At 70.4% G+C, this 11,756-nt stretch carries 9 protein-coding genes; 6 read left to right on the top strand and 3 right to left on the bottom strand.

The features are described from left to right. From K9U41_RS18905 to K9U41_RS18880, 6 genes are all read left to right on the top strand, one after another. Positions 1 to 1,394, top strand: a 1,394-nt coding sequence (locus K9U41_RS18905) for a PAS domain S-box protein (RefSeq protein ID WP_282642419.1), incomplete at its 5' end; no start/stop codon positions are given. Positions 1,395 to 1,626: 232 nt separating this feature from the next. Beyond that, positions 1,627 to 1,863: a (2Fe-2S)-binding protein gene (locus K9U41_RS18900; RefSeq protein ID WP_282642418.1), complete on the top strand. Its 237-nt coding sequence runs from the start codon at positions 1,627 to 1,629 to the stop codon at positions 1,861 to 1,863. Between the two features lie 144 nt (positions 1,864 to 2,007). Continuing rightward, complete coding sequence (gene bfr, locus K9U41_RS18895; RefSeq protein WP_282642417.1) at positions 2,008 to 2,487, top strand: bacterioferritin; 480 nt, start codon at positions 2,008 to 2,010, stop codon at positions 2,485 to 2,487. A 368-nt stretch (positions 2,488 to 2,855) separates the two neighbouring features. Next, complete coding sequence (locus tag K9U41_RS18890) at positions 2,856 to 3,977, top strand: Fe(3+) ABC transporter substrate-binding protein (RefSeq protein ID WP_282642416.1); 1,122 nt, start codon at positions 2,856 to 2,858, stop codon at positions 3,975 to 3,977. 46 nt (positions 3,978 to 4,023) lie between these two features. Next, the gene (locus K9U41_RS18885) at positions 4,024 to 5,772 is read left to right on the top strand and encodes an ABC transporter permease (RefSeq protein WP_282642415.1); all 1,749 of its coding nucleotides are present in this window, start codon (positions 4,024 to 4,026) and stop codon (positions 5,770 to 5,772) included. A 133-nt stretch (positions 5,773 to 5,905) separates the two neighbouring features. Continuing rightward, the gene (locus K9U41_RS18880; protein WP_282642414.1) at positions 5,906 to 7,870 is read left to right on the top strand and encodes an AsmA family protein; all 1,965 of its coding nucleotides are present in this window, start codon (positions 5,906 to 5,908) and stop codon (positions 7,868 to 7,870) included. A 21-nt stretch (positions 7,871 to 7,891) separates the two neighbouring features. On the opposite strand, the gene K9U41_RS18875 is transcribed toward K9U41_RS18880, so the two are convergent. From K9U41_RS18875 to K9U41_RS18865, 3 genes are all read right to left on the bottom strand, one after another. Then, complete coding sequence (locus tag K9U41_RS18875) at positions 7,892 to 8,443, bottom strand: invasion associated locus B family protein (protein WP_282642413.1); 552 nt, start codon at positions 8,441 to 8,443, stop codon at positions 7,892 to 7,894. Positions 8,444 to 8,552: 109 nt separating this feature from the next. Then, positions 8,553 to 10,847, bottom strand: a complete 2,295-nt coding sequence (gene xdhB / locus K9U41_RS18870; protein ID WP_282642412.1) for a xanthine dehydrogenase molybdopterin binding subunit — start codon at positions 10,845 to 10,847, stop codon at positions 8,553 to 8,555. Next, positions 10,844 to 11,756: FAD binding domain-containing protein (locus K9U41_RS18865; RefSeq protein WP_282642411.1), on the bottom strand; the 913-nt coding region annotated here is incomplete at its 5' end. The genes xdhB and K9U41_RS18865, both read right to left, overlap by 4 nt.

The following is an 11,756-nucleotide window of genomic DNA, read 5'->3' as shown; positions in this document are numbered from 1 at the left end:
GTGACCGCCCGATCCCCGCGCTGCCGGATGTGGGCGACCGCCCCGAACCCGACGCCCCGCCCGCATCGCAGCAGCCCGCCGCAGCCGACGACCTCGACCTGCTCGATCATTTGCCCCTCGGGCTGCTGGTGCAGCAGGATGGCGCGGCGGCCTATGCCAACCGCACCCTGCTGGCCCTGACCGGCTGGGAGGACCTGACCGACATCGCGGCGGCCGGCGGGCTCGACACCCTGCTGGTGCGCGACGGCGCCAGCCTGCATCTCGCCACGGCCACCGGCAGCCGCCTTCCGGTGGAGGTGCGCCTGGTGGCGGCGCCCTTCCTCGGCCGGCCGGCACTGGTCCATGTGATCCGGCCCCTGAGCGAAGCGGAAGGTCGCGAGGCCCGCGCCATCACCCGCCGCGCGGCGCTCGACATGGTGCCGTGGCCTGTCTTCCTGCTGGAACCGGAAGGCACCATCCGGCTCGCCAACCGGGCCGCCGCCGAACGAACCGGCTTCTGCGCCCTGGATCTTGCCGGCGAGCCGTTCATCGTCGCGGTGGCGCCGGAAGACCGCTCGGCCGTGGTGGCCGCCCTCGACCGGGTGGCGGCGGGCGCGGCCGGCGAACAGATCACGCTCACCCTGCGCGACCGCGCCGGCACCCTTTCGCCGGCCCGCGCCGGTATCACCCGCGCCGGCGCCGACGACCAGATGCTGTGCGTGGTGGTGGACCCCGATGCGCCGGCCGTTCCAGCGGCGGCTGGCGAGGCGCCCGACCTTCTGCCCCGATTCGCCAGCCGGCTGCGGCAGGCCCTGGCCGCGCCCCTGGCCCGCCTCGCCGGCACGCTGCCGCCTGCCGCCCTGCCCGAGCCGGCGCGCAACGCATTCGCCGTCGTCGCCGCGACCCTCGACGACCTCGCAACCCTTGCGACCGAAGAGGAAAAGGCCGCGCCCGAACGGTGCGACCTCGCCGGGCTGGTGACCGCCACGGCGGCCGCGCTGGCGCCCGCGGCGCGGCGCCGGGGCATCGCGCTCCGGCTGGATGCGCCGGACACGGTGAGGGTGACGACCCGGCGCCCGCAGGTGACCCGGCTGGCGCGGCTGATGCTGGAAGAGGCGCTCGCGGCCACGCCGGCGGGCGCCAGCGTCAGCGTCTCGGTGTTTGACGACGGGGCTGCCGGCGCCTGCCTTCAGGTCAGCGACGGCGGTGCGGCGCTGGACGAGGTGGCGCTGGCGGCGGCCCGCGATCCGCTCGCGCCCCGTCCCGCCCCGTCAGCCGACCGCTTCGCCGCGGCCGGACGCCCCCTGCGGCTGGCGCGTCTGATGCGGGAGGCCGAGGCGCTCGACGGTACATTCGAGGTGGCGCCGGAGCCGGCCCGCGGCATGATCGCGCGCCTGCGCCTGCCGCCGGGATAGCATCAAGACCGACGCCGCTGGTAGAATGCCGCCGCCTGCGGTGGCGAGGCACCGCCGTGGTCGCTCCCGGAAAGTGGAATTATTCCATTCTTGTAGCCTAAGACCGTGAAGACGGTGGCGGAAGCACCATGTCGCAGTTCTACGGAGTTGACGAACGCCACCCTTTCCTGCGAAAAATGTAATAGAAACAACTTTTTAGAAGTTTTCCAATTCAGCCTTTCCGAGCTTGGCCATGATCGTTTGTTCATGCAACGTCTTTTCAGACCGTCAAGTGCTCGACGCCCTTGCCGGATCCCAGGGATTGCGCACCCCCGGCGAGGTTTATCGCTGTCTCGGTTGCTCTCCCCAGTGCGGCCGCTGCGCCCGCACCATCCGCGCCCTGATGGACCAGGTGCAGGCGCACAATTGCGGGGCCTGTGCTGACGACTGTCCGGTCGCGGCCATCACCGGCATGGTGGCGGCGGAGTAACGGCTCAACCCTCACGTCTCGAACCCACCTGCTTCCGCTGCGGAATGAAATCGCGCGGGTATTCCTTCACCGGTGTTGCATCGAGATTAGAATTGATCTAACGATGAATCCAAACAAGATGCCATCAGGCCTCAGGAGCGGAATATGAAGGGTGATGCAAAGGTTATCGAGTACCTCAATAGGGGGCTGCGCTCGGAGCTGACCGCCATCAACCAGTACTGGCTCCACTACCGTATGCTCGACAATTGGGGTTACAAGGCCCTCGCCAAGAAGTGGCGCGCCGAGTCCATCGAGGAGATGGTGCACGCGGACAAGTTCACCGACCGCATCCTGTTCCTCGACGGCTTCCCGAACATGCAGGTGCTGGATCCGCTGCGGATCGGCCAGGACGTGAAGGAAATCCTCGATTGCGATCTGGCCGCCGAACTGGACGCGCGGGCGCTCTACCAGGAAGCCGCCACCTACTGCCACTCGGTGAAGGACTATCCGAGCCGCGACCTCTTCGAGGAACTGATGGCGGACGAGGAAGGCCACATCGACTTCCTTGAGACCCAGCTGGACCTCGTCTCCAAGCTCGGCCTGCAGCTCTACGCCCAGCACCATATCGGCGAACTGGACGACTGAGTCGCCTGCGCCAACGCGCAAGACAGGCACGATCGAAAAGACAGCCACAATCGAAAGCCCGGCCTCGCGCCGGGCTTTTTCGTTTCCGTCCCCGGCTGGAGCCCCTGCCGGTCAGCGAAAAACGGTTGCCTCTCAAATCCGCAGCGCAGGCCGCAGCACTGGACATCGACGCGTTTGAAGGCTCAAGCCAACGCGACGGCACGGTGGCGATCAATCACATTATAATTGGAATCATTTGAAAGAATAATTAGATGCTTTCCAATGTTTTCACTCCCCTTTCTTCTTCGTTGACGGAACGCAAAGCGAAAGGTTAGCCACAATCCCATCTTGCCGAAACGGCCCTGCGGCCGAAGCACAGAGGGATACCGATGGCCGAGTTCCACCCCTTTTGCCGCGCCGTCTCGCGCCGCACATTTTCGCGCAATCTCCTTTCGCGCGATCTCTTCTCGCGCGGCCTGCTCCTTTCGCGCGGCCTGCTTGCCGGCGGCGCGCTGCTGCTGGCGAGCCCGCTTCTGGCGCCCCACGCCGCCGTCGCGCAGCAGGTGGTGAACGTCTACACCACCCGTGAGCCCGGCCTCGCTGCCCCCCTGTTCGAGGCATTCACCAAGGCCACCGGCATCGAGGTGAAGAGCGTCTACATCAAGGACGGCCTCGCCGAGCGCGTGAAGGCGGAGGGCGCAAGTTCCCCTGCCGACGTGCTGATGACCGTGGACGTGGGCAATCTGCTCGACGTGGTGGACGCCGGCATCACCCAGCCCGTCACCTCGCCTGCGCTCACCGCCGCCGTCCCCGCCAACCTGCGCGATCCCGACGGCAACTGGTATGCGCTCTCCCTGCGCGCCCGGCTGATCTATACCGCCAAGGACGTGGTGAAGCTTTCCGCCATCACCTATGAGGATCTCGCCGACCCCAAGTGGAAGGGCAAGATCTGCATCCGCTCCGGCCAGCACCCCTACAATGTGGGGCTGGTCGCGGCCTATCTCGTCCACCACGGCGAGGCGAAGACGGAAGCGTGGCTGCGCGGCGTGAAGGCCAATCTCGCCCGCAAGGCGGCCGGTGGCGACCGCGAGGGCGCGCGCGACATCCTCGGCGGCATCTGCGATCTGGCGGTGGGCAATTCCTATTATGTGGGCCTCATGCGCTCCGGCAAGGGCGGCCCCGACCAGAAGAAATGGGGCGACGGCATCGGCGTGCTGCTGCCCACCTTCCAGGGCGGCGGCACCCATGTGAACGTCTCCGGCGCAGCCGTGGCCAAGAACGCGCCCCACAAGGCCGAGGCGGTGAAGCTGCTGGAATTCGCGGTCTCCCCCGCCATGCAGGCGGTCTATGCCCAGCAGAATCTCGAATATCCGGTGCTCGCCACCGCCACCATCGATCCCGTGATCGCCGACCTCGGTCCGTTGAAGGTGGACACCATCTCGCTGGTGGACATCGCCAAGAACCGCAAGCACGCCAGCGAACTGATCGACAAGGTGGGCTTCGACAACTGACGGGGCCGGACCGAAAGCGCGGCAGACACTGAAAAGCGGGGCTGAAGTGGCCGACGCCGTCCTCATCCCGGAACCGCGCCCGGCTCGCTTTGCCCTGCCGGCGCGGTTCTCCCCGCTCCTCCTGGCCGCCGGGCTGGTGGCGCTGGTGGTCCTGCTGCCGCTGATCGCGCTTGGCGCGATCGCGGCGGAAGGCTCGGGGGACATGTGGCCCCATCTCATCGCCACGGTGCTGCCCAATGCGCTGATGGAGACGGGGCTGCTGCTGCTCGGCGTGGGCCTGGTGACGCTCGCCGTCGCGGTGCCCTGCGCGTGGCTGGTGGCCACCTGCTCCTTCCCCGGCCGCGCGGTGCTCGAATGGGCGCTGCTGCTGCCCCTCGCCGTGCCGGGCTATATCGTCGCCTTCTCCTATCTGGAGGTGCTGCACCCGCTCGGCCCGGTGCAGGAGGCGCTGCGGACCGTCCTCGGCATCGCCAGCCCGCGCGACCTGCGCCTGCCGGATGTGCGCTCCACCGGCGGCTGCATCCTGGTGCTGTCGGTGGTGCTCTACCCTTATGTCTACCTCTCGGCGCGGGCGAGCTTCGTGCTCCAGTCGGCGGCGGCGCTGGAAGTGGCCCGCACGCTGGGGGCGAGCCGCTGGCGCGCCTTCCTGAAGGTTGGCCTGCCGCTGGCCCGGCCCGCCATCGTCGCCGGCCTCACCCTGGTGCTGCTGGAGACGCTGGGGGACATCGGCGCCTCGGAATTCCTCGGCGTGCGCACGCTCACCGTGTCCATCTACACCACCTGGGTGAACCGCTCGAACCTGCCCGGCGCGGCGCAGATCGCCCTGGTGATGCTCACCCTCGTGCTCGCCCTCATCCTGGTGGAGCGGGCGGCGCGGCGGGCCAAGCGCTTCGTCGCCACCGGATCGGCCCGCCCGCAGGCCCCCACCCGGCTCGCCGGCCTCACCGGCCTCGGCGCCGCGCTGTTCTGCGCCGTGCCGGTGACGCTGGGCTTCATCGTGCCGTTCGTGCATCTCTCCATCTCCGCCACGCGGCGGATGGTCGAGACCGGCTTTCCCGAGCGCATCTTCGGCGAGGCGGCCACCACCGCGCTCATCGCCCTGGCCGCCACCACCCTCGCTTTGTCGCTCGGCCTCTTGGTGACGCTGGCGCAGCGACTCACCCGCGCGCCGCTGGCGTCCGGCTTCGCCCGCCTCGCGAGCCTGGGCTATGCGGTGCCGGGCACGGTGCTGGCGGTGGGGCTGCTGAGCCCGCTGGCCGGCTTCGACAATGCGCTGGACCATGCCCTGCGCCAGACCTTCGGCATCTCCACCGGCCTGCTGATCTCCGGCTCCGGGGCGGCGCTGGTGCTGGCGCTGGCCATCCGCTTCCTCGCCATCCCCATCGGCGGCATCGAGGCCGGCTACGCCAAGCTGTCCCTGCACCTCGACATGGCGGCCCGCAGCCTCGGCTCGTCCAAGCCGCGCACGGTGCGGCGCATCCACCTGCCGCTGCTGCGCCCGGCCCTCGCCACCGCCGCGCTGCTGGTGTTCGTGGACGCCATGAAGGAGCTGCCGGCCACCCTGCTGCTGCGCCCCCTCGGGCTGGAGACGCTCGCCACCCACGTCTATGGCGAGGCCGCCCGCGGCACCTATGAGGATGGGGCACTGGCCGCCCTTGTCATCCTCATGGTCGGGCTGGGACCGGTGATTCTCCTCGCCCGCATGTCCGCTTCCGCCCTGCGCTCCTCGGCGGGGCGCGCGCGCAGCAGCAGCCCGGCCTCGTCCGAGTATGCGTCCCCGTCCGGGGCAGACTGACGCAGCGGCAGGGGATGGCGGCAACCGCAGCGCTGGTCGCCGGGCCGTCGGCCGCGTTCACACCCGTTGGAGCCATCAAAGCGACACAGAGGGCTTGGATGGTTCCGCTCCGTATCGAGGTCGGAGGCGCCGTGTGCGGGCGGCGCCCTTCGCCATCGGAGCCATCAAGATCTTCATGCTGCGCTTTGGAAAAAATGCCCGCCGTGCCGGCGTGGTGGCGGCGATTGTATTCGGCGCCGTCATGGCTGCGCTGCTGGCGGTCACCGCCGCCCTGCCGCTGGTGGTGCCCGGTGCCGAGTTGCGCCGCATTGCCGTGTACGCGCTCGCCGGCTCCACCGGGCAGAAGGTGGTGATCCTCGGCGAACCCGCCCTGCGCCTCTTCCCCTCCCCGCGCGTGGTGCTGGGCAAGGTCTCCTTCCCCTTGCCGTCAGGCCAGTCCCTCGACGCCGAAAACGTGGTGACGCGGCTCGACATCTGGCGCCTCCTCGCCGGCCGGGTGGAGGTGAAGGACGTGATCGTCGAGCACCCCACCCTGGTTCTGACCGGAGACGGCCTCACGCCGGCCCTCGCGGTGGCCCCCGTGTTTGCCGCCGCCCAGTGGCCGGAGCTTCGGATCGTGGACGGCACCATCGCCTGGCGCTCCGAAGGCGGTCTGACGCGGGAATTGGTCAGCGGCCTCACCGCCAACCTCGACCGGGTGGCGGACGGACGCGGCATCTCGCTCGGGGTCGCCTTCGACTGGCGCGACGAGCGCGTCACCGCAAGCCTTGTCCTGGATGACGCCGCAGGCTTCATCGGCGGCACCCCTGCTCCGGTGCGAGTCGTTCTTGCCGCCACCGGCGCCGAGGCCCGCTTCCAAGGCCGCGCCGCGCTCGGGACCGCACCCATCCTCACCGGCACCCTGTCGGCGGAAGCCGACGCCCTGCGCGACCTGCTCGACTGGTCCGGGATCGAGGCGCCCACCCGGGGCGGCCTCGGCCCGTTCGCCCTGTCCACCCAGCTCGCGCTGGAGGATGGCGGTCTCTCCCTGACCGACGCCACGCTGGAACTGGACGGCAATCGCGGCGACGGCGCCTTCCTTCTGAAGCTTGTTCAGGGCCGCCCGGTGTTGCAAGGCACGTTCGCCGCCGATCGGATCACCCTCACCCCCTATGGCGGCATCCACCTGACCGCCGACGATGGCCGCAACTGGGACCGTGACCCCATCGACCTTTCGGTACTGGAGGGCTTCGACCTCGATCTGCGCCTGTCCGCTGGCCGCGTGGTGGCGGACGAGACCACGCTGAACACCGTGGCGGCGAGCGCCGTGCTCACAAGCGGCCGCCTGGTCATGGTGCTGGGCGAAGCCACCGGCTGGGGCGGCCTCCTGCGCGCCTCGCTCAGTCTTGCGCCCGGTGCGCCGGATCCGGCGCTGCCCTACGGGCGCGCCACCGGCGCCGAGGTCCGGCTGGAGGCGGAAGCCACCGACGTGGACCTCGGCCGGTCGCTCGACGACATCGCCGGCATGCGCCGCATCGAAGGCACCGGGACGCTCCAGGTGGAGGTTTCCGGCGCCGGCGGCAGCGTCGCCGGGATCGCGCGCACCCTCGCGGGCAGCGCCTCCATCTCCGCCACCAACGGCTATCTCGCGGGGCTCGACGCCGCGCAGGTGCTCCAGCGCATCGAGCGGCGGCCGCTTTCCGCCGGCAGCGACGCCCGCGGCGGGCGTACCGCCTTCACCGACCTTTCCGGCCGCATCGCCATCACGGATGGAGTGGGGACGGTGGAAGAGATGCAGCTTCAGGGCAAGCAGGTGCGTCTTGGCATGGAGGGCAGCATCTCCATCGCCGAGCGCTCCCTCGACCTTGCCGGCCATGCCTCGCTGATTCCCGCGTCCAGCAAGGGTGCGACCGGTGGCGTGGACCTGCCCTTCAGCGTGCGCGGGCCGTGGGACAGGCCCATGGTGATGGCCGATCCCCTGAGCCTCATCGAGCGTTCGGGCGCCGCCCTGCCTTTGCTTGAGGCGGTGAAGGGTCGCGCCGGCACCGCCGCCGCCGAGCCGGCCATGGACGGCGGCGGACACAAGGCCGCGCCAACCACGCCGCCGCCCGCCAACTGAGCCCCGTGCCGGAAGGCCGCGTCAGCCCTTGAGGCTGGCTTCCATGGCCGCGCCGAGACCCTTGAAGGACAGGGGCAGGATGATGGGATGGCGCGAGCCGTCCTCGAACACCAGGTCTCCGGCGCCGGAGCTGGCCTTCAGCGCCGCCAGCTGGTCCTTGCCCAGCTCGGTGGAGGCCACGCAATGCTGGCCGCAGCGCTTGAAGGTGAGCACCACGTCGGCAACACCCGCCACCTTGAGCGCCACGTTCGAGGGTAGCCACACGCCGGGCGGGGTCAGGACGATGAGGCGGACCGGGCCGTTCTTGTCCGCCCGCACGGCGATATGGGCGAGGATGCCCGAGCCGCCGGTGGGCTGAAGGGTCTGCACCGCCTCGCAGGCGCGCTTGTCGGCCTCGCCCTGGCACCGCACCGTCCAGTCGTCGTGGACCGAGCGGGTCACGGTGGGCGGGGCATCGGTGGAGGGCGCGGCGGCGGTCTGGGCGGCGGCGGGCGCGGCGAACGCGACGGCCGACACGACCAGCGCGGACATCCCGGACAGGCGGAAGGCGGGGAGCAAATCGAAAAGCGCCATCGGTTTCGTCCTTTGCGTCGCGTCCTCTCGCCGGCCTGTGGCGCGGGGCGTTGGGGGAGATATCCGACGCGGGGCGCAGGAGGCAACGGGAATCGTGCCTGCCGGAGGGTTATCCGGCCCCGGCATGGCCCCGGCGGAGCGCCACCGCCGCCAGCACCCGCTCCGGCGTGGCCGGCGCATCGAGGCGAATCGGCCCTTCCCCGCCAAGGCTGGCGATGGCGTCACGGATGGCGAGCCAGACCGAGATGGCGAGCATCAGCGGCGGCTCGCCCACCGCCTTGGAGCGCAGCACCGTCTCTTCCCGGTTGGGCCGGTCGAGCAGGTGGACGCGGAAGTCCGGCGGCACGTCGCGGGAGCCGGGGATCTTGTAGGTGGAAGGGCCGCGGGTGGCGAGGCGCCCCTCTGGGGTCCATTTCAGCTCTTCGCAGATGAGCCAGCCGAGGCCCTGCACGAAGGCGCCTTCCACCTGCCCCAGATCGATGGCCGGGTTCAGGGAGCGGCCGCAATCCTGCACGATCTCGGCGCGCAGCACCCGCACCTCGCCGGTGAGCGTATCCACCGCCACCTCGGCCGCTGCCGCGCCATAGGTATAATAATAAAAGGGCCGGCCCTGCGCCGTGGCGAGGTCGAAATGGATCTTCGGCGTCTTGTAGAAGCCGGCGGCGGAGAGCTGTACCCGCTCGTGCCACGCCAGCTTGGCCGCCGCGCCGAACGACAGGCTCTGGTTGCCCGCGCTCACCCGCCCATCGGCGAACACTACCTCCTCCGCCGGCACGCCGAAACGGGTGCCCACCACGCCCGCCATGCGGCCCCTTATCTCCTGTGCCGCGATCAGAGCCGCCATGCCGTTGAGGTCGGAGCCGGACGAGGCTGCCGTGGGCGAGGTGTTGGGGACCTTGGCGGTGCTGGTGGCCGAGACCCGCACATGGTCGAGCGCAATGCCGAAGGCGTCCGCCACCACCTGCGCCACCTTCACGAACAGGCCCTGCCCCATCTCCGTGCCGCCGTGGTTCAGCTGCACCGAGCCGTCGGTGTAGACATGCACCAGCGCCCCGGCCTGGTTCAGGGTGGTGAGATTGAAGGACACGCCGAACTTGATGGGCATGGTGGCGAGGCCCTTGCGGATCACCGGGCTTGCCCCGTTGAAGGCCGCGATATCGCGCCGCCACGCCGCAAGGTCCGCCGCCCCGTCGAGGTGCGCCACCACCTCGGCGATGATGTTGTCCTCCACCTCCTGCCCGTAGGGGGTGAGGTTGCGCGGGGCGTCGCCATAGAAATTCGCCGCCCGCACCGCCTCGATGGGGCGGCCCAGATGGCGGGCGATGGCCTCCATCACCGCCTCGATGGCGAGCATGCCCTGCGGCGCGCCGAAGCCGCGGAAGGCGGTGTTGGAGACGGTGTTGGTCTTCACCAGCAGCCCGCGATAGCGCGCCGCCGGGATGAAATAGCAATTGTCCGCATGGCACAGGGCGCGCGAGACCACCGCCGGGGAGAGGTCCGCCACATTGCCGCACTCGGCGGCCAGCTCCAGGTCGAGGCCGGCGAGGCGCCCGTCCGCGTCGAAGCCCGCGTCCCAGCGGATGCGGAAGGGGTGGCGCTTGCCGGTGGCCTCCATGTCCACGTCGCGGGGCAGGCGCAGCTTCACCGGCTTTCCGGCGTGATGGGCGAGCAGCGCGGCAATGGCGGCGATGATGGTGGCCTGGCTCTCCTTGCCGCCGAACGCCCCGCCCATGCGCCGCACCTCCACCGTGACGGCGGCGAAAGGCAGGCCGAGCACATGGGCGACGCCGTGCTGCGCCTCCGTGGGATGCTGGGTGGAGGAATAGACCTGCATGTCGCGGTCCTCCCCCGGCACCGCGATGGCGATCTGGCCTTCCAGATAGAAATGGTCCTGCCCGCCGCAGCGCACTTCCCCGGTGATGCGGTGGGGCGCAATGGCGAGGGCGGCATCCACGTCGCCCCGGCCCACCAATTGGTCGGGCGCCACGCGGGCGCCGGCGGCAAGGGCTTCGTCGAGATCGAGGAGGGCGGGCAGCTTCTCGTATGCGATCTTCACCAAGGCGGCGGCGGCGCGGGCTTCATCCAGCGTCGGCGCGGCCACGGCGGCCACCGGGTGGCCCACATATTCCACCACGCCCTGCGCCAATGCCGGCTCTCCGGAGCGGATGGGGGCGATGTCGTTGACGCCGGGCACGTCCCCCGCTGCCACCGCCACCACGCCGGGCAGGGCGCGGGCGGCGGAGAGATCGATGGAGACGATGCGCGCATGGGGATGCGGGCTCAGCACCAGCGCGCCGTGCAGCAGGCCGGGGGGCTCCGGCATGTCGTCGAGATAGAGCGCGCGCCCGCTCACATGGGCGCCTGCGCTCTCGTGGCGGGCGGGGGCGTGGACCGCGCGGCTCATAAAGCGTGGACCTCCAGCGCCAGATCCGGCCGCGTGGTGGCGAGATGCAGCCGCCGCACCAGATTGGCCGCCGCCGCCCGGCGATAGGCAGCGCTGGCACGGTGATCGGACAGCGGCGCGAAATCGACCGCGAGCGCCACCTCGATGCCCTCGGGCGGAGCCTCGCCCCACGGGGCGCCGGCAAGGGCCGCTTCCAGCGCCCGCGCGCGCTTGGCCCGCTCGGCCATGCCGCCGAAGGCGGCGGTGAGCGACACCAGCACGCCATCCGCGATCCGCACCCGGAAGGCGGCGAGCACGGTGGAGATGTCCTGGTCATGGCGCTTCGACAGCTTCCAGACGTAAAGCTGCTCGCCGGCCGCGAGGGAGGGCAGGCGCAGGGCGGCGATCACCTCGTCCGGGGCGAGGGCTGTGGTGCGATAACCGGTCAGGAAATCATCCACCTTCATCCAGCGTGAACCCGCCGGCCCGGCCAGTTCCACCTCGGCGTCGAGGGCGAGCAGCACCGGCAGCGTATCCCCCACCGGCGAGGCCGTGCCGAGATTGCCGCCGAAGGTGCCCAGCGCCCGAATCTGCCGCGAGCCGATGCGCCGGATGAGCGCGCCGAAGGCGGGAAAGGCCGCTTCCACCGCCGCGAGGCCATCCGCATAAGTCACCGCCGCGCCGAGGACGAGGGCCTCCGGCTCTCGCGCAATGCGCTTCAGCTCGGCCACGCGACTGGTGGACAGGGCGAGGGGAAAGCCCCGCCGCTGCTTGGAGGCAATGAGGCCGAGGTCGGTCGCGCCCGCGATCAGCACCGCATCGGGATGGGTGGCGCGCAGGGCGACGAGATCGGCCAGATTGTCCGGGAACAGGTGCAGTTCGCCCAAAACCCCATGGGCCGTGCTGGGGCGCGGCGCGGCCACGGCGTTC

The sequence above is a fragment of the Xanthobacter autotrophicus genome (assembly GCF_029991245.1).
GTDB classification, from domain to species: domain Bacteria; phylum Pseudomonadota; class Alphaproteobacteria; order Rhizobiales; family Xanthobacteraceae; genus Xanthobacter; species Xanthobacter autotrophicus_C.
This window is presented reverse-complemented; position numbering and strand designations above follow the sequence as displayed.